Origin of the sequence: Abyssibacter profundi, assembly GCF_003151135.1 — a bacterium.
Classification (GTDB): Bacteria; Pseudomonadota; Gammaproteobacteria; order Nevskiales; family OUC007; genus Abyssibacter; species Abyssibacter profundi.
The window spans coordinates 65,669-83,286 of the sequence record NZ_QEQK01000011.1 but is presented as its reverse complement, the minus strand read 5'-3'; the positions used below and the strand labels follow the sequence as shown (position 1 = coordinate 83,286).

Annotated in this window: 25 protein-coding genes; all 25 read right to left on the bottom strand. The window is 59.8% G+C overall.

Annotation, left to right across the window (positions count from 1 at the left end; all coding sequences use genetic code 11):
- Position 1 precedes the first annotated feature (1 nt).
- Complete coding sequence (gene rpmD / locus DEH80_RS12785; RefSeq protein ID WP_109720893.1) at positions 2 to 199, bottom strand: 50S ribosomal protein L30; 198 nt, start codon at positions 197 to 199, stop codon at positions 2 to 4.
- Between the two features lie 15 nt (positions 200 to 214).
- Positions 215 to 721, bottom strand: a complete 507-nt coding sequence (gene rpsE, locus DEH80_RS12780; RefSeq protein ID WP_109720892.1) for a 30S ribosomal protein S5 — start codon at positions 719 to 721, stop codon at positions 215 to 217.
- Between the two features lie 9 nt (positions 722 to 730).
- Positions 731 to 1,087 (bottom strand): 50S ribosomal protein L18, encoded by a 357-nt coding sequence (gene rplR / locus DEH80_RS12775; protein ID WP_109720891.1) that lies wholly within the window; start codon positions 1,085 to 1,087, stop codon positions 731 to 733.
- 3 nt (positions 1,088 to 1,090) lie between these two features.
- The gene (gene rplF, locus DEH80_RS12770; RefSeq protein ID WP_109720890.1) at positions 1,091 to 1,621 is read right to left on the bottom strand and encodes a 50S ribosomal protein L6; all 531 of its coding nucleotides are present in this window, start codon (positions 1,619 to 1,621) and stop codon (positions 1,091 to 1,093) included.
- Position 1,622: 1 nt separating this feature from the next.
- Positions 1,623 to 2,018: a 30S ribosomal protein S8 gene (rpsH, locus tag DEH80_RS12765; protein ID WP_109720889.1), complete on the bottom strand. Its 396-nt coding sequence runs from the start codon at positions 2,016 to 2,018 to the stop codon at positions 1,623 to 1,625.
- A 19-nt stretch (positions 2,019 to 2,037) separates the two neighbouring features.
- A complete protein-coding gene (gene rpsN / locus DEH80_RS12760) occupies positions 2,038 to 2,343 on the bottom strand; it encodes a 30S ribosomal protein S14 (RefSeq protein ID WP_109720888.1) in 306 nt (101 codons plus the stop codon).
- A 16-nt stretch (positions 2,344 to 2,359) separates the two neighbouring features.
- A complete protein-coding gene (rplE, locus tag DEH80_RS12755; protein WP_109720887.1) occupies positions 2,360 to 2,896 on the bottom strand; it encodes a 50S ribosomal protein L5 in 537 nt (178 codons plus the stop codon).
- Between the two features lie 12 nt (positions 2,897 to 2,908).
- Positions 2,909 to 3,235, bottom strand: coding sequence for a 50S ribosomal protein L24 (gene rplX, locus DEH80_RS12750; RefSeq protein ID WP_109720886.1), 327 nt, complete (start codon positions 3,233 to 3,235; stop codon positions 2,909 to 2,911).
- Positions 3,235 to 3,600: a 50S ribosomal protein L14 gene (gene rplN / locus DEH80_RS12745; RefSeq protein ID WP_109720885.1), complete on the bottom strand. Its 366-nt coding sequence runs from the start codon at positions 3,598 to 3,600 to the stop codon at positions 3,235 to 3,237. The genes rplX and rplN overlap by 1 nt, the downstream gene beginning before the upstream one ends.
- Before the next feature lie 13 nt (positions 3,601 to 3,613).
- Positions 3,614 to 3,886: a 30S ribosomal protein S17 gene (rpsQ, locus tag DEH80_RS12740; protein ID WP_109720884.1), complete on the bottom strand. Its 273-nt coding sequence runs from the start codon at positions 3,884 to 3,886 to the stop codon at positions 3,614 to 3,616.
- Between the two features lie 2 nt (positions 3,887 to 3,888).
- A complete protein-coding gene (rpmC, locus tag DEH80_RS12735) occupies positions 3,889 to 4,104 on the bottom strand; it encodes a 50S ribosomal protein L29 (RefSeq protein ID WP_109720883.1) in 216 nt (71 codons plus the stop codon).
- A 2-nt stretch (positions 4,105 to 4,106) separates the two neighbouring features.
- A complete protein-coding gene (rplP, locus tag DEH80_RS12730) occupies positions 4,107 to 4,520 on the bottom strand; it encodes a 50S ribosomal protein L16 (RefSeq protein WP_109720882.1) in 414 nt (137 codons plus the stop codon).
- A 15-nt stretch (positions 4,521 to 4,535) separates the two neighbouring features.
- Positions 4,536 to 5,201 carry a 30S ribosomal protein S3 gene (gene rpsC, locus DEH80_RS12725; protein WP_109720881.1) on the bottom strand — a complete coding sequence of 222 codons (666 nt, stop codon included), beginning with the start codon at positions 5,199 to 5,201 and terminating at the stop codon, positions 4,536 to 4,538.
- A gap of 2 nt (positions 5,202 to 5,203) precedes the next feature.
- Positions 5,204 to 5,536, bottom strand: a complete 333-nt coding sequence (gene rplV, locus DEH80_RS12720; RefSeq protein ID WP_109720880.1) for a 50S ribosomal protein L22 — start codon at positions 5,534 to 5,536, stop codon at positions 5,204 to 5,206.
- 1 nt (position 5,537) lies between these two features.
- Positions 5,538 to 5,810: a 30S ribosomal protein S19 gene (rpsS, locus tag DEH80_RS12715; protein ID WP_109720879.1), complete on the bottom strand. Its 273-nt coding sequence runs from the start codon at positions 5,808 to 5,810 to the stop codon at positions 5,538 to 5,540.
- 11 nt (positions 5,811 to 5,821) lie between these two features.
- Positions 5,822 to 6,649, bottom strand: a complete 828-nt coding sequence (gene rplB / locus DEH80_RS12710; protein ID WP_109720878.1) for a 50S ribosomal protein L2 — start codon at positions 6,647 to 6,649, stop codon at positions 5,822 to 5,824.
- 13 nt (positions 6,650 to 6,662) lie between these two features.
- Positions 6,663 to 6,959 (bottom strand): 50S ribosomal protein L23, encoded by a 297-nt coding sequence (rplW, locus tag DEH80_RS12705; RefSeq protein ID WP_109720877.1) that lies wholly within the window; start codon positions 6,957 to 6,959, stop codon positions 6,663 to 6,665.
- The gene (rplD, locus tag DEH80_RS12700) at positions 6,956 to 7,558 is read right to left on the bottom strand and encodes a 50S ribosomal protein L4 (RefSeq protein ID WP_109720876.1); all 603 of its coding nucleotides are present in this window, start codon (positions 7,556 to 7,558) and stop codon (positions 6,956 to 6,958) included. Before rplD ends, rplW begins: the two co-directional genes overlap by 4 nt.
- 2 nt (positions 7,559 to 7,560) lie before the next feature.
- On the bottom strand, positions 7,561 to 8,199 hold the full coding sequence (gene rplC, locus DEH80_RS12695; RefSeq protein ID WP_109720964.1) for a 50S ribosomal protein L3: 639 nt from the start codon (positions 8,197 to 8,199) through the stop codon (positions 7,561 to 7,563).
- Between the two features lie 305 nt (positions 8,200 to 8,504).
- On the bottom strand, positions 8,505 to 8,819 hold the full coding sequence (gene rpsJ, locus DEH80_RS12690) for a 30S ribosomal protein S10 (protein WP_109720875.1): 315 nt from the start codon (positions 8,817 to 8,819) through the stop codon (positions 8,505 to 8,507).
- A gap of 114 nt (positions 8,820 to 8,933) precedes the next feature.
- Positions 8,934 to 10,124 (bottom strand): elongation factor Tu, encoded by a 1,191-nt coding sequence (tuf, locus tag DEH80_RS12685; protein ID WP_109720874.1) that lies wholly within the window; start codon positions 10,122 to 10,124, stop codon positions 8,934 to 8,936.
- A 37-nt stretch (positions 10,125 to 10,161) separates the two neighbouring features.
- Complete coding sequence (gene fusA / locus DEH80_RS12680) at positions 10,162 to 12,258, bottom strand: elongation factor G (RefSeq protein WP_109720873.1); 2,097 nt, start codon at positions 12,256 to 12,258, stop codon at positions 10,162 to 10,164.
- Between the two features lie 23 nt (positions 12,259 to 12,281).
- Positions 12,282 to 12,743 (bottom strand): 30S ribosomal protein S7, encoded by a 462-nt coding sequence (gene rpsG, locus DEH80_RS12675; RefSeq protein ID WP_109720872.1) that lies wholly within the window; start codon positions 12,741 to 12,743, stop codon positions 12,282 to 12,284.
- Between the two features lie 12 nt (positions 12,744 to 12,755).
- The gene (gene rpsL, locus DEH80_RS12670) at positions 12,756 to 13,130 is read right to left on the bottom strand and encodes a 30S ribosomal protein S12 (RefSeq protein WP_109720963.1); all 375 of its coding nucleotides are present in this window, start codon (positions 13,128 to 13,130) and stop codon (positions 12,756 to 12,758) included.
- Positions 13,131 to 13,297: 167 nt separating this feature from the next.
- A complete protein-coding gene (gene rpoC, locus DEH80_RS12665; protein ID WP_109720871.1) occupies positions 13,298 to 17,524 on the bottom strand; it encodes a DNA-directed RNA polymerase subunit beta' in 4,227 nt (1,408 codons plus the stop codon).
- Positions 17,525 to 17,618: the final 94 nt, after the last annotated feature.

The window sequence follows — 17,618 nt, the reverse complement described above, 5'->3', positions numbered from 1 at the left end:
CTTAGCCCTCAACCGCTTCTTCAACGCGAAGCAAGTAGTCGATCTTGCGAACCATGCCCATGTTTTCCGGCGTCGTGATGACGTCGACGGTCTGGTGCATGCGACGGAGTCCCAGGCCGCGTGCGCAGGCCTGGTGTGCCTTGAGACGCCCGCTCAGGCTTCTCACTAGGGTCACGCGGATAGTCTTTTCGCTGCTCATCAGGTGGTGCTCCGCTTACGCGCGAATCTCTTCGACGGCCTTGCCACGCTTGGCCGCGATGTATTCCGGGTCATGCATGTTGGTCAGGGCATTGACAGTGGCACGAACCAGGTTCACGGGGTTACGTGAGCCATAGCTCTTTGCCAGCACGTTCTGAACACCGGCCACTTCAAAGACGGCACGCATCGCACCGCCGGCGATGACACCCGTACCATCAGACGCCGGACGCATGATCACGCGCGTCGCGCCGTGGCGACCCTGAATTGGGTGCTGCAACGTGCCGGACGTCAGCGGGACAGACACCATGTTCTTGCGTGCCTGCTCCATAGCCTTCTGAATGGCGAGCGGCACTTCGCGTGCCTTGCCATAGCCAAAGCCCACGCGCCCATCGCCGTCGCCAACTACGGTCAATGCAGTAAAACCAAACTGCCGACCGCCCTTGACCACCTTGGCGACACGGTTAACCGTGACCAGCTTCTCGAGCAGATCACCCTGCCCGTTGTTGTTGTCGTTTCTTGCCATCTCAGTGCCCTAGAACTTGAGGCCGCCCTCGCGAGCGGCGTCGGCGAGCGCTTTGACCCGGCCGTGGTAGCGGAAGCCGGAACGATCAAAGGCAACGGTTTCGATACCGGCCGCCTTGGCACGTTCGGCCACGGTACGGCCAACCAGCGCCGCAGCTTCGATGTTGCCGCCGTGGCCATTGACGTCGTCGCGAACCGACTTGTCGATGGTCGAAGCGGATGCCAGCGTCTTGCCGCCTTCGGCTGCAATGATCTGAGCGTAGATGTGGCGCGGCGTGCGATGGACGCACAGGCGCGGCACGCGCAGCTCGGAGATCTTTGCGCGCGTCTTGCGGGCGCGGCGAATGCGTTTTGTCTTGTCGGCCATGGCTTACTTCTTCTTCGCTTCTTTCCGAAGGACCCGCTCATCCGAGTAACGCACGCCCTTGCCCTTGTAAGGCTCGGGCGGACGGAACGCGCGGATTTCAGCGGCCACTTGTCCAACGACCTGCTTGTTCGCACCCTTAACTACGATCTCCGTCTGGGACGGCGTTTCGATCGTGATGCCTTCCGGCACCGGGTAATCAATGGGATGCGAAAAGCCCAGGGCCAGGTTGAGCTTGTTGCCCTGCGCCTGTGCGCGGTAACCCACGCCGACGAGCTGCAGACGACGCTCAAACCCGGTGCTCACGCCCACAACCATGTTGTTGACGAGCGCACGCATGGTGCCGGACATCGACGTGTTCTGGGCAATGGATTCGTCGGACACTCGAACCAGCCCGTCTTCGACGGACAGCTCGATACCGGCGGGAACATCCATATCCAGCTGGCCGTTCTTGCCTTTCACCATGACGCGGCCATCTGCGAATTTGACTTCGACACCAGCCGGCAGAGTGATTGGATTCTTGGCTACGCGACTCATATCAGGCCACCGTGCAAAGCACTTCGCCACCCTGGCCGAGCTCACGCGCACGGCGATCGGAGATCACCCCAGCGGAGGTCGACACAATGGCAATACCCAGCCCACCCAGCACTTCCGGCAAGCTGTCCTTACCGCGGTAGATCCGCAGTGACGGCTTGCTGACACGCTGCAAATGCTCGATGACACCCTTGCCCTCGAAGTACTTGAGCGCGACAACCAGGGTCGGCTTTCCATCCACCTCGGTGCTATTGAAGTCGGCAATAAAGCCTTCTTCTTTCAACACTTCAGCGATCGCTTTTTTCACTTTCGACGCCGGCATGCGAACTTCCTTTTTCCGCGCGGCCTGGCCGTTGCGGATGCGGGTCAGCATGTCGGAGATCGGATCAGTCATGCTCATAGCAACACCGATATCCCGTTTACCAACTAGACTTGACGAGTCCGGGGACTTCGCCGTTCATTGCTGCCTGACGCAGCTTGTTCCGAGCAAGACCGAACTTGCGGTAATAACCGCGCGGCCGTCCCGTGACATTGCAACGATTCCGCATGCGCACGGGGCTCGCGTCGCGAGGGAGTGCCTGCAATGCCTGCACAGCGGCATACCGCTCCTCGAAACTGGTCTCTGGATCACTGATCTTGGCCTTGAGTGCGGCCCGCTTCTCAGCGTACTTCTCGACCAGTTTTGCGCGCTTGACTTCACGCGCGATCATGCTCTTCTTCGCCATAAGGTCCTAACCGTCCTTAATTGCGGAATGGGAACTCGAACGCATCGAGCAGCGCTCGACCTTCTTCATCGTTCCGAGCCGTTGTCGTAATGGTGATATCCATGCCCCGAAGCGCGTCGACCTTGTCGTACTCGATTTCGGGGAAGATGATCTGTTCGTTCACACCCATGGTGTAGTTACCGCGACCATCAAAGGACTTGGGATTCAAGCCTCGGAAGTCACGGATACGCGGCAAGGCCACGTGTACCAGGCGCTCAAGAAACTCATACATGTGCGCACGACGCAGCGTCACCTTGGCACCGATTGGCCAACCCTCGCGGATCTTAAAACCGGCGACAGATTTACGTGCATACGTCACGATCGGCTTTTGACCGGCAATTTTCGCCATGTCTGCAACCGCATGCTCCATGATTTTCTTGTCAGCAACCGCTTCGCCCAGGCCCATGTTCAGGGTGATCTTGACCAAGCGAGGAGCTTCCATGACACCGCAGTCGAGCTTCTTCATCAGCTCGGGGCGGATCGTCTCGTTGTATCGACTTGCCAGTGTAGTCATGACCGTCTCTCGTTAGACCTCAACGGCCTTGTCGGTTGACTTGAAGAAGCGCTCCTTCTGGCGCGCATCACCTTCTCCGACCCAGCGGAAGCCGACGCGATCACCCTTGCCCGTTTCGGGGTTGTAGAGCATCACGTTGGATACGTGAATCGGCATTTCCTGCTCGACGATGCCGCCGGCCACACCCGCATTCGGGTTCGGCTTGACGTGCTTCTTCGCCATGTTGATGCCCTCGACCACAATGCGGTCTTCGGACACGATGCGGGACACCGAGCCGCGACGACCCTTGTCCTTGCCGGCAATGACAATGACGTCGTCACCTGTTTTTAAACGCTGCATCACAGCACCTCCGGAGCGAGCGAGATGATGCGCATGTACTTTTCGCGCAGTTCGCGGGTCACAGGGCCGAAGATGCGCGTGCCAATCGGCTCGAGCTTCTGGTTCAGCAACACGGCTGCGTTGGTATCAAAGCGGATCACAGAGCCATCGGGGCGACGAACGCCACGACGGGTGCGAACCACAACCGCGTTGTGCACCTCACCTTTCTTGACCTTGCCGCGAGGGATGGCGTCTTTAACCGTCACCTTGATGATGTCGCCGATCTGGGCGTAGCGACGGTGAGAACCGCCGAGCACCTTCACGCACATCACGCGACGGGCGCCGCTGTTGTCAGCGGCATTCAGCATACTTTCTGTCTGAATCATCGCTTGCGCCTCGTTAGACGACGACAGCCGACTCGACGACTTCAACAAGTCGCCAGGTCTTCTGCTTGGAGATCGGACGACAGGACACCACGCGCACCAGATCACCCGACTTCGCTGTGTTGTCAGCGTCGTGCGCGTGAATCTTGGTGCTGCGACGGATGTACTTGCCGTACAGCGGATGCTTTTCACGACGCTCAATCAGCACCGTGATGGTCTTGTCACCCTTATCGGAGACCACACGGCCTACCGCAGCGTGTTCGACCTTGTTCTGTGTCGCTTCAGTCATCACTAACCAGCCTGCTCAAGAATGGAGCGGGCACTGATCGCGGTCTTGACCCGCGCAATGTTCCGCTTCACTTCACGAATCTGATGGACCTGGGTCAGCTGACCAGTCGCCATCTGCATGCGCAGGTTGAAATGCTCACGCGCCAGCGAGAGCAACTCGTCCTGCAACTCGGCGTCGCTCTTGGCAGCCAACGATTTGTTGTATTCAGCAGCCTTCATGATCAGAGCACCGTCCGAGAGACAAACTGGGTTTGCACGGGCAGTTTCGCAGCCGCCAGGCGAAACGCCTCACGTGCGATGTCTTCCGGCACCCCTTCCATTTCATAGAGCATTTTGCCTGGCTGAATCTTCGCGACCCAGTACTCGACATTGCCCTTACCCTTACCCATACGCACTTCGATGGGCTTCTTCGTGACCGGCACATCCGGGAAAATCCGGATCCAGATCTTGCCGCCACGCTTGACGTGGCGGGTCATGGCGCGGCGAGCGGCCTCGATCTGGCGGGCGGTGATACGTCCGCGACCCACAGCCTTGAGGCCGTATTCGCCGAAGCTCACCTTGTTGCCGTTGATCGCCAACCCACGGTTGCGACCCTTGTGCTGTTTCCGGAACTTCGTCCGTTTCGGTTGCATCATGACGTCGGTTCCTTGTTACGCAGCCGCCGACTCGTTGGTCGATTCGTCCGGCTTGTTGAACACTTCGCCCTTGAACACCCAGACCTTGATGCCGATGACACCGTAGGTCGTGTGGGCTTCGGCTGTACCGTAATCCACATCTGCGCGCAGCGTGTGCAGCGGCACACGGCCTTCGCGATACCACTCGGTCCGTGCGATTTCCGCGCCGTTGAGACGACCACCCACCTGGATCCGGATACCACCGGCACCCAGACGCATGGCATTACCAACCGCGCGCTTCATCGCACGCCGGAACATGATTCGACGTTCCAGCTGCTGTGCGACAGACTCAGCGACCAGCGTGGCGTCCAGCTCTGGCTTGCGAATCTCTTCGACGTTGACGTGAACCGGCACGTTCATCATGCGGGCACACTCGGTGCGCAGACGTTCAATGTCCTCGCCCTTCTTACCAATCACGATGCCCGGTCGTGCCGTGTGAATCGTGATTCGCGCGGTCCGAGCAGGACGGTCGATCTGGATGCGGCTCACCGATGCGTGCGACAGCTTCTTCTTAAGGAAATCACGCACTTCGAGATCGGTCGCGAGCGTGTCGGCGTAGGCCTTGCGCTCGGCATACCAACGCGACTTCCACTCACTCGTGATGCCGAGGCGAAAACCGACGGGATGTACTTTCTGACCCATGATTACTCGTCCCCAACCTGGACAGTGATATGGCTATTGCGCTTGGTGATCCGGTCTGCCCGGCCACGTGCACGCGGCTTGACGCGCTTGAACACCGGCGCCTGGTTGACCCAGATGGCCGACACCTTCAGCTCATCCACATCGGCGCCGTCGTTGTTCTCGGCGTTGGCAATCGCAGATTCGAGCACCTTGCGAATGATGTGAGCGGCCTTCTTCGGGCTGTAGGCCAGCAGGTTCAGCGCCTTCTCGACCGGCAATCCGCGCACCTGATCGGCGACCAGGGCGGCCTTCTGCGGTGAGAGTCGTGCGTAACGGAGAGTGGCTTGCGTTTGCATCTTACTTCGCCTTCCTGTCAGCGAGATGCCCCTTGAAGGTCCGCGTCGGCGAAAATTCTCCGAGCTTGTGACCCACCATGTTGTCCGTCACGAACACCGGCACGTGCTGGCGGCCGTTGTGGACAGCAATCGTCAGGCCGACCATGTCTGGCGTCACCATTGAACGGCGTGACCAGGTCTTGATCGGACGCTTGACGCGGGCGTCTTGCGTCGCGGCCACTTTCTTGGCCAGATGCCCGTCAACAAACGGGCCCTTCTTTAATGAGCGCGGCACGGCCTAACCTCCTAGCGCTTGTTACGACGGCGCACAATCATGGCGTCCGTCCGCTTGTTCTTACGTGTCTTCTTGCCCTTGGTCTTCACACCCCAAGGCGACACAGGATGACGACCACCCGAGGTGCGGCCTTCACCACCACCATGCGGATGATCCACCGGGTTCATCGCAACACCACGCACGGTCGGGCGGATGCCCTTCCAGCGCGTTGCGCCAGCCTTGCCCAGAGAGCGCAGGCTGTGTTCCGAGTTACCCACCTCGCCGATCGTGGCGCGGCAGGCAGAATGCACCTTGCGCATTTCACCGGAGCGCAGCCGCAGCGTGGCGTATTCACCTTCACGCGCCACCAGCTGCGCCGTACCGCCGGCGCTCCGTGCAATCTGCGCACCCTTGCCAGGGCGCATCTCGATGCAGTGCACCTGGGTACCGACCGGGATATTGCGCAGCGGCAGGGCATTGCCCGGCTTGATCGGCGCATCAAAGCCCGACTGAACCTTGTCACCGACGGACAGGTTCTTCGGAGCGATAATGTAGCGACGCTCACCGTCAGCGAACAGAATCAGCGCGATGTGAGCGGAGCGGTTGGGATCGTATTCCAGTCGCTCAACACGACCCGGGACGCCATCCTTGTTCCGCCTGAAGTCGATGATGCGATAACGCTGCTTGTGACCACCGCCGCGGTGCCGCGTGGTGATACGACCGGCGTTATTACGCCCACCCGACTTGGTTTTCTTTTCGACCAACGCCGCATGCGGCTGACCTTTGTGGAGGTCGGCGTTATGCACCTGAACGACAAATCGTCGCCCGGCTGACGTCGGCTTCGCTTTCTTCAATGCCATGGATCCGCTCCGCTTAGCTCAGGCCGACGAAGTCGATTTCTTGACCTTCGCCCAACTGGACATAGGCCTTCTTGGTGTCTTTACGGCGCCCTTCGACACGGCCAAAACGCTTGCGCTTGCCCTTGACGACCACCGTGCGCACCGAGTCGACTTCAACCTTGAACAGCAACTCAACCGCCTGCTTGATCTCGATCTTGGTCGCGTCAGTCGCAACTTCGAACACCGCCTGGTTGTGACGCTCGGCCACGTTGGTGCTTTTCTCCGACACAATCGGTGCGCGGAGAATGTTCATCAGACGTTCCTGATTCATGCCAGCCACTCCTGAACACGCTCGATGGCAGCCACACTGATGACCACTTTGTCCGCGCCCACCAGGGCAGCAGGATTCAATGCAGCCGTGTCGATGACATCGACATAAGGAATATTGCGCGAGGCCAGATAAAGCGATTCGCTGACTTCATTCAGCACGACCAATGCACGCGGCGCATTCAACTCGGCCAGCTTGCCGATCAGCGCCTTCGTCTTAGGCGCCTCCAGCGACAGGTCATCCACGACAATCAGTCGTTCCTGGCGCTGCAGCTCCGACAGAATGGCGCGCAGACCGCCGCGGTACATCTTGCGGTTCACTTTCTGCGAGAAATCCCGCGGCGTCGCCGCGAAGACCTTACCGCCACCGGTGAAGATCGGGCTGCGAATGGTGCCGGCACGTGCACGGCCCGTACCCTTCTGGCGCCAAGGCTTACGCCCGCCGCCACGAACGTCGGAGCGCCCTTTCTGAGCCTTGGTTCCAGCGCGGCCGCCTGCGAGATACGCAACAACCACCTGGTGAACCAGCGATTCATTAAACTCGGCCCCGAACACGGCATCCGAGACGGACACGGTCGAGCCATTATGAATTTGAAGATCCATGCTTAGCCCTTCACCGCCGGGCGAACCAAGACATCGACACCGGTCGCGCCGGGGATGCCACCTTTGATCATCAGCAAATTCCGCTCGGCATCGACGCGAACCACTTCAAGGTTCTGGACGGTGACACGCTTGTTGCCCATCTGGCCGGCCATCTTCTTGCCCTTGAACACGCGACCCGGGGTCTGGTTCTGGCCGATGGAACCCGGCGCGCGATGCGAAAGCGAGTTACCGTGCGTATTGCGCTGGTGATGAAAATTGTGACGCTTAATCGTGCCCGCGAAGCCTTTACCAATGGACACGCCAGTGACGTCTACAGTTTGGCCAGCTTCAAACTGGTCAACCTTGATTTCGCCACCCGGCTCGAGCCCGTCCAGCTGCTCCGTGCTGGCACGGAATTCCCAGACGCCTCGACCGGCTTCGGTGCCCGCCTTCTTAAAGTGACCAGCCATCGCCTTGGTCACCCGGCTGGCACGACGCGTACCCACAGTCACCTGCACAGCCGTGTATCCGTCCACGTCATCGCGCTTGATCTGGGTGATCCGATTCGGCTCAACCTCAATCACGGTGACGGGCACGGAAGCACCAGCTTCGGTGAACAGGCGCGTCATGCCTCGTTTTTTTCCGACCAGTCCGAAAGACATTGCCGTTTCCTCAGCAGTGCGCACGACCAGAGCCGCACGCCCAACAAACAATTAGAGCGACACGAGCGCCTGCCCGCCATTTGCGAACACACGCTCAATGATCTGTTACGTGAAGCTTTGCTGCCGGAGCAGTTTCGACTTCAAGCTCAACTCGCCTGGAACCCGAGCCGTTTCGCCTAGGCGACGTACTCGATACCTCTTCAGCAAGCCGAATCAAGCGCCGTGGCGCTTGAAACGGGCGCTTGCCGCGCCCTCACCCGGATCGCCCGGGCGTGCTGTACCTGCTTAGCCCGAAGGCCAAAGCATTAGTTCAGCTTGATTTGCACATCCACACCCGCCGCGAGGTCGAGCTTCATCAGCGCGTCGACCGTTTTCTCGGTGGGGTCCACAATCTCCATAAGGCGCTTGTGGGTGCGGACTTCATACTGATCGCGCGCATCCTTATTCACATGCGGCGAGATGAGTATTGTAAATTTTTCCTTGCGAGTAGGCAAGGGGATCGGACCACGAACCATGGCGCCGGTGCGCTTGGCAGTTTCCACGATCTCACGAGCGGACTTGTCGATCAGTCGATGATCGAAAGCCTTGAGACGAATACGAATGTTTTGATTCTGAGCCATGGTGCTTTACATCGTTGACGTTGGCTAAACCCGTGAACCGAAAACCGCGGGCCACCGCATTGGTGGCCCGCGTTTACACTCGGCTTCCGGCGTTAGGTTTCCGGCAACGCCTCCTTACTCGATGATCTTGACGACGACGCCGGCACCAACGGTACGACCACCTTCGCGAATAGCGAAGCGCAGGCCGTCTTCCATGGCGATCGGAGCAATCAGCTCAACGTTCAGGTTGACGTTGTCACCCGGCATGACCATCTCGGTACCTTCAGCCAGGGTGCAAGCACCGGTGACGTCAGTGGTACGGAAGTAGAACTGCGGGCGATAACCCTGGAAGAACGGGGTATGACGACCACCCTCTTCCTTCTTCAGGATGTAGACCTCGGCCTCGAACTTGGTGTGCGGCGTGATCGAACCCGGCTTGGCCAGCACCTGGCCACGCTCGATTTCTTCACGCTTGGTGCCACGAAGCAGCACACCGACGTTGTCGCCTGCACGACCTTCGTCCAGCAGCTTGCGGAACATTTCCACGCCGGTCACCGTCGTCTTGGCGGTCGCCTTGATGCCGACGATTTCAATTTCTTCACCGACCTTAACAATGCCGCGCTCAACACGACCCGTTGCCACGGTGCCGCGACCGGAGATCGAGAACACGTCTTCCACAGGCATCAGGAAGGTACCGTCAATGGCACGCTCCGGCTCCGGAATGTACTCGTCCAGAGCAGCAATCAGCTTGTCAATTGCCTGCGAACCGATTTCGGACTCATCGCCCTCAACGGCCTTCAGGGCCGAACCGGTGATGATCGGGGTGTCGTCACCCGGGAACTCGTAGGCGTCCAGCAGTTCGCGGACTTCCATTTCGACGAGCTCAAGCAGCTCCGGATCATCGACCATGTCGGCCTTGTTCAGGAACACGACGATGTACGGCACGCCAACCTGGCGAGCCAGCAGGATGTGCTCACGGGTCTGCGGCATCGGGCCGTCAGCAGCGGACACGACCAGGATCGCGCCATCCATCTGCGCAGCACCGGTGATCATGTTCTTGACGTAGTCAGCGTGCCCCGGGCAATCCACGTGGGCGTAGTGGCGCGCATCCGACTCATATTCCACGTGAGCCGTGGCGATCGTGATACCGCGAGCCTTTTCTTCCGGCGCGTTATCGATCTGATCGTATGCACGCTGCTCACCGCCAAACTTCTTGGCCTGGCAAATCGTCAATGCCGCGGTCAACGTGGTCTTACCATGGTCAACGTGACCGATGGTGCCGACGTTCACGTGCGGCTTGGTACGCTCGAACTTTTCCTTCGACATGAGTCGGTCCCTTCTTTCTCGAATCTGATAGTAGAGATTACGAAGCTTTCTTCAGACCTTCGGTCACATTCGAAGGTGCTTCTGAGTACTTCTTAAACTGCATGGTGTAAGTCGCCCGACCCTGACTCATGGAGCGGAGATCGGTCGCATATCCGAACATCTCGGATAACGGCACTTCTGCCGATACGGTTTTACCGGATGGCGTTTCTTCCATCCCTTGCACGAGTCCGCGACGACGGTTCAAATCACCCATCACGTCACCCATGTATTCTTCGGGCGTCACCACGCTGACCGCCATGATCGGCTCCAGCAAGACCGGATCGGCCTTGGCTGCACCGTCACGGAGGGCCATGGAGGCGGCAATCTTAAACGCCGTTTCGCTGGAGTCAACCTCGTGATACGAACCATCAAACAAGGTGGCCTTCACGTCGACGACGGGATACCCGAGAACCACGCCATTTTGCAGCGCTTCTTCGACCCCTTTGCCTACCGCCGGAATGAATTCCCGCGGCACGACGCCACCCACGATTTCGTTCACGAACTCGAAACCGGCACCCGCTTCACGCGGTTCCAACCGAATCCAAACATGGCCGTACTGGCCCCGCCCGCCGGACTGACGAACAAACTTACCTTCCTGCTCGACCGTCTTGCGGATGGTCTCCCGGTAGGCCACCTGCGGCCGCCCGACGTTGGACTCCACGTTGAACTCGCGTCGCATGCGGTCGACGATGATCTCCAGATGCAACTCACCCATCCCGGAGATAATCGTCTGACCCGACTCTTCATCCGTATGCACTCGGAATGAAGGGTCTTCCTGCGCCAGCTTGCCCAAGGCAACGCCCATTTTTTCCTGGTCGGCCTTGGTCTTCGGCTCGACGGCGATCGAGATCACCGGGTCCGGAAAATCCATCCGCTCAAGAATCACCGGCTGATCCATGCTGCACAGCGTGGTTCCGGTGGTTACATTTTTCAGGCCCACGATGGCACAGATATCGCCAGCACGGACTTCCTTCAATTCTTCTCGTGAATTGGAGTGCATCTGCAACAAACGGCCGATACGCTCCTTCTTCCGCTCGATCGGGTTGTACACGGTATCGCCCGAGGACAACACGCCCGAATACACCCGAACAAAGGTCAACGTCCCAACATAGGGATCCGTCGCAATCTTGAACGCCAGCCCAGAAAACGGCGCATCGTCGGTGGACTCCCGAACGATCACCTTGCTTTCATCATCGGGATCGACGCCCTTGATCGCCGGCACTTCGACCGGCGATGGCATAAACTCGACCACCGCATCCAGCAGCGCCTGGACACCCTTGTTCTTAAACGCGGTACCACAGAGCGTCAGCACAATATCGGTCGCGATCACTCGCGCCCGCAAACCCCGCTTGATCTCATCAAGCGACAAGTCACCTGTTTCCAGGTACTTGTCCATCAACTCTTCGTCCGCTTCTGCCGCGGCCTCAACCAAGGCTTCCCGCGCAGCCTGCGCCTGCGCCTGCAGCGCATCCGGAATCGGACGCTCCTCGAACGTCATGCCGAGGTCTTCCTGATTCCAGTAGATCGCCTGCATGCGCAGAAGGTCGACGACACCTTCGAAATGGTCTTCAGCGCCTATCGGCAGCTGAATCGGCACCGCCACCGCGCCAAGACGCTCCTTGAGCATCGACAGGCAACGCCCGTAGTCGGCACCGATCTTGTCCATTTTGTTGACGAACACCAGCCGAGGCACGCGGTACTTATTCGCCTGCCGCCAGACCGTCTCCGTCTGCGGCTCCACGCCGGCATTCGCGTCAAGCACGCAAACCGCGCTATCTAATACACGCAGCGAGCGCTCAACTTCGATGGTGAAATCGACATGCCCCGGCGTATCGATAATGTTGAGCCGGTGCTCCTCGAACTGCTTCTCCATCCCCTGCCAGAAGCAAGTCGTGGCTGCCGAGGTAATCGTGATGCCGCGCTCTTGCTCTTGCTCCATCCAGTCCATGGTGGCTGCGCCATCATGGACTTCACCCATCTTGTGAGACACACCCGTGTAAAACAGGATGCGCTCGGTCGTGGTGGTCTTGCCGGCATCAATATGCGCCATGATGCCGAAGTTACGGTACCGACCGATGGGGTGCTTTCTAGCCATGGGAGCAGATCGCGCTCAGCCGACTACCAGCGGAAGTGCGAGAACGCGCGGTTGGCTTCGGCCATGCGATGCGTGTCTTCACGCTTCTTGACGGCTGCACCACGACTCTCGGAGGCATCCGACAATTCACCCGCGAGGCGGGAGGCCATGTCTTTTTCGCCACGGCGCCGCGCCGCGTCGATTAGCCAGCGCATTGCCAGGGTGTTACGACGGATGGCACGCACTTCGACAGGCACCTGGTAAGTCGCACCACCAACGCGACGAGACTTAACCTCGACCAGCGGACGCACATTCTCCAGCGCCTGCTCGAGCACACCCATCGGCTCAGCGTTATTCAGCTGATCCAATGCGCCATAAACAATGCTTTCCGCCGTCGACTTCTTGCCATCAACCATAATCATGTTGATGAACTTGGACAGCAGCTCGCTCTTGTACTTCGGATCCGGAAGGATGACCCGTTTTTCGGGGGTACGACGACGTGACATGCGCCTGACTCCTTAGTTCTTCGGACGCTTGGCGCCGTACTTGGAACGACCCTGACGACGCGCCTCGACACCACTGGTGTCCAGCGCACCGCGCACGGTGTGGTAGCGAACACCCGGCAAGTCCTTTACACGACCGCCGCGAATCAGCACGACCGAGTGTTCCTGCAGGTTATGACCTTCACCACCGATGTAGCTGGTCACTTCGAACCCGTTGGTCAGGCGAACACGCGCGACTTTACGCAGCGCCGAGTTCGGCTTCTTCGGGGTTGTGGTGTATACGCGCGTGCAGACGCCACGTTTCTGCGGGCTGGCCTGAAGGGCCGGAACCGCGTTCTTAACGGGCTTCTCTTTCCGCCCTTTGCGCACTAGCTGATTAATCGTTGGCACAGTCTGGATGTCCGAAAAAAGGCCAAAAAATTGACGGAACGGAGTCTCCGTCCCGTCTTCGAGAGGGCGCGAATCGTACAGAGACACCCATTGAGTGTCAAGACGAAAACGCCCGTTTTGCTTGGGCTGCCGACGGGCGCAGAACGCGTCGTCGGCAGCCCGGCCCATTAGGCCTGTTCACCCTCCGAGTCGCCGGAGTCGGCACTGGCTGCTGCTGCAGCGGCTTCCGCCTCTGCCGCCTCGACAGCCGCAGCATCTTCAAAGCCCATGACCAGGTTGCGGCGGTCACGGCGAGCCTTGTGATGTGCCAATCCGGTACCAGCCGGAATCAGGCGGCCGACGATGACGTTTTCCTTCAGCCCGCGCAGGTCGTCGCGTGCACCACGCACCGAAGCTTCGGTGAGTACTCGCGTGGTCTCCTGGAACGAAGCTGCCGAGATGAACGACTCCGTCGACAGGCTGGCCTTGGTAATGCCCAAGAGCAGACGCTCGTACTTGGCCGCCACCATGTCTTCGGATTCCGCCTTGCGGTTCGCGTCGAGCACTGTGGAGAGCTCGAGCTGCTCGCCCTGGAGCAGTTTCGTCTCACCCGGATCGGCCACCTCAACCTTGCGCAGCATCTGGCGAATGATCACCTCGATGTGCTTGTCGTTGATGGCCACACCCTGCAGGCGATAAACGTCCTGGATCTCCTTCACCAGGTAATCCGACAGGGCCGCAACGCCGCGCAGACGCAGGATGTCGTGTCCGCTGGGTTCGCCATCGGAAATCACTTCACCCTTCTCGACGTGCTCACCTTCGAACACGTTGATCTGCTGCCACTTCGGCACCAGCATGTCGACTTCGTCGCCGCCACTGGTGACGATCTTGATGCGCTGCTTGCCCTTGGTGCCCTGGCCGAAGCGAATGGTGCCTGTGGCTTCTGCCAGCACCGCCGGATCCTTCGGCTTACGCGCTTCGAACAGGTCGGCCACACGCGGCAGACCACCAGTAATGTCGCGAGACTTGGACGCTTCCTGCGGAATGCGCGACAGCACGTCACCGATCACGACCTGCTGGCCGTCTTCGACGACCACAATGGCCTTCGGCGGCAGCGAGTACTGGGCCGGGATGTCGGTTCCCGGGAACACCATCGGCTCACCGTCTTCTCCGATGAGCTGAATCATCGGACGCAGGTCCTTACCGGCGGAACCACGCGACTTGGGATCCGTTACCACCAGCGTGGAGATGCCGGTCATTTCGTCGACCTCGCGCTGGACGGTCAACCCGTCTTCGAAATCGGCGAACTTCACCGTCCCCGCCAGCTCGGTCACGATCGGATGGGTATGCGGGTCCCACTTGGCCAGCTGGGCACCGGATTCCACCGCGTCGCCCTCATCCACGAGAATGGTGGCGCCGTACGGAATCTTGTAGCGCTCACGCTCGCGACCATGTGCGTCCATCACGCCCACCTCGCCCGATCGCGACACGGCGACCAGATGACCGTCGGCATGCTGTACCGTCTTGATGTTGTGCAGCTTGGCCTTACCGTCGAACTTGGCTTCCACACCGTCGGTGGCAGCGGCTCGCGACGCAGCACCGCCCACGTGGAAGGTCCGCATGGTCAGCTGGGTACCCGGCTCACCGATGGACTGGGCGGCGATGACGCCGACCGATTCACCAATGTTCACGCGGTGACCACGGGCCAGATCACGGCCGTAGCAGGACGCACACACGCCGAACTCCGTCTGGCAGGTGATGGCCGAGCGGACGATGACCTCATCCACGGACTTGGCTTCCAGCAAGTCGACCCAACGCTCATCAAGCAGCGTACCGGCAGCCGCAATCACTTCGTTGTTGGACGGATCGATCACGTCGCGCGCGACCGTACGACCCAGCACGCGCTCGCTCAGCGGCTCGACAACATCGCCGCCTTCGACCAGCGGCGTCATGATGACACCATGCTCGGTGCCGCAATCCTGCTCAGTCACGACCACATCCTGGGCGACGTCGACCAGGCGACGGGTCAGGTAGCCCGAGTTTGCGGTCTTCAGCGCCGTATCAGCCAGACCCTTACGTGCTCCGTGAGTCGAGATGAAGTACTGCAGGATGTTCAGGCCTTCACGGAAGTTCGCCGTAATCGGCGTTTCGATGATGGACCCATCCGGCTTGGCCATCAGGCCACGCATCCCTGCCAGCTGACGAATCTGAGCCGCTGAACCACGGGCGCCAGAATCGGCCATCATGAAGATGGAGTTGAAGGACGGGGTCTTGACCTCGTTGCCCTCGCTATCGGTCACGATGTCGTTACCGATCTTGTCCATCATCGCGCGCGCCACCTGCTCGTTGGCACGCGACCAAACGTCAACCACGCGGTTGTAACGCTCACCCCCGGTCACCAGACCCGAGGTGTACTCGTCATCAATCGCCTTCACCTCGTCGGCAGCCTTACCGAGGATGACCTCTTTCTCCTCGGGGATGATCATGTCACCCACAGCGATGGAGATACCGGCCTTCGTGGACATCGAGAAGCCCGTGTACATCAGCTGGTCGGCGAAGACCACGGATTCCTTGGTGCCACAACGACGGTAGCAGGCATTGATGACCGCGGAGATGGCCTTCTTGGTCATCGCCTTATTGATCATCTCGAAGGGCATGCCCTCCGGAAGAATCTCGGACAGCAGCGCACGGCCCGCCGTGGTGTCGACCACGTGGCGCTTGGCTTTGACGGTGCCGTCTTCCTGATCGATCCAGTCATCCATGCGGACCTTGATCTTGGCCTGCAGGTCGACGATGCCATGGTCAAAGGCGCGACGGACTTCAGCCGGGTCGGCAAAGGTCATGCCCTCGCCCTTGGCGTTGATGCGCTCGCGGCTCATCCAGTACAGACCCAGCACCACGTCCTGCGACGGCACGATGATCGGGTCACCGTTGGCTGGCGACAGGATGTTGTTGGTCGACATCATCAGCACGCGCGCTTCGAGCTGGGCTTCCAGCGACAGCGGGACGTGCACGGCCATCTGGTCGCCATCGAAGTCGGCGTTGAAGGCGGTGCAAACCAGCGGATGCAGCTGGATGGCCTTACCTTCGATCAACACCGGCTCAAAAGCCTGGATGCCGAGTCGATGCAGCGTCGGCGCACGGTTCAGCATGACCGGGTGTTCGCGAATGCAGTCTTCCAGGATGTCCCAGACCTCTGCTTCTTCGCGCTCCACCATCTTCTTGGCGGCCTTGATGGTCGAAGCCATCTCCAACCGCTGCAGACGCGAGAACACAAATGGCTTGAACAGCTCCAGCGCCATCTTCTTCGGCAGACCACACTGCTGCAGCTTGAGCGTCGGGCCAACCACGATGACCGAACGGCCCGAGTAGTCGACACGCTTACCCAGCAGGTTCTGACGGAAGCGGCCTTGCTTGCCCTTGATCATGTCGGCCAAGGATTTCAGCGGACGCTTGTTCGAGCCCGTGATGGCACGACCGCGACGACCGTTGTCGATGAGCGCGTCAACCGACTCCTGCAGCATGCGCTTTTCGTTGCGCACGATGATGTCCGGCGCGGCCAGCTCAAGCAGACGCTTGAGACGGTTGTTCCGGTTGATCACACGACGGTACAGATCGTTGAGATCCGAGGTCGCAAACCGGCCGCCATCCAACGGCACCAGCGGACGCAGATCCGGCGGCAGCACCGGCAGCACGTCAAGAATCATCCACTCAGGCTTGTTGGCCGAGGCGATGAAGGATTCGATCAGCTTCAGGCGCTTGCCCAAACGTTTGATCTTGGTCTCGGAACCGGTGGCGCTGATGTCTTCGCGCAGCTTGGCGGCTTCGGTCGGCAGATCGATTCCACCCAGCAGATCCAGCACGGCTTCCGCACCCATCTTCGCCGTGAACTCATCGCCATGCTCCTCGACCGCCGTGAGGTATTCCTCTTCGGTCAAGATCTGGCCCCGCTCCATGGGAGTCAGGCCGGGATCGATCACAACATGCGCCTCGAAGTACAGCACACGCTCGATGGCCCGCAACGGCATATCCAGCAGCAGGCCGATCCGCGACGGCAGCGACTTGAGGAACCAGATGTGGGCAACTGGCGATGCCAGTTCGATATGCCCCATGCGTTCGCGACGCACCTTGGCCAGCGTGACTTCAACACCGCACTTTTCGCAGATCACACCGCGATGCTTCAGTCGCTTGTACTTACCGCACAAGCATTCGTAGTCCTTGATCGGACCAAAGATCTTGGCGCAGAACAGCCCGTCACGCTCCGGCTTGAACGTGCGGTAGTTGATAGTTTCAGGCTTCTTGACCTCACCGAACGACCAGGAACGAATGGTCTCGGGAGATGACAGGCCGATCTTGATGGCGTCGAAATCGTCCATCTGATCGGGTTGGCGAAGCAGACTCAGCAAATCTTTCATAACAGCTCCACAACTGTGGTTAGCAATCGCTCTGGATCGGACTCAGTGACTCTGAGCAACGACCCGGCTGACCATCTTTGGGTACCGGGGACGC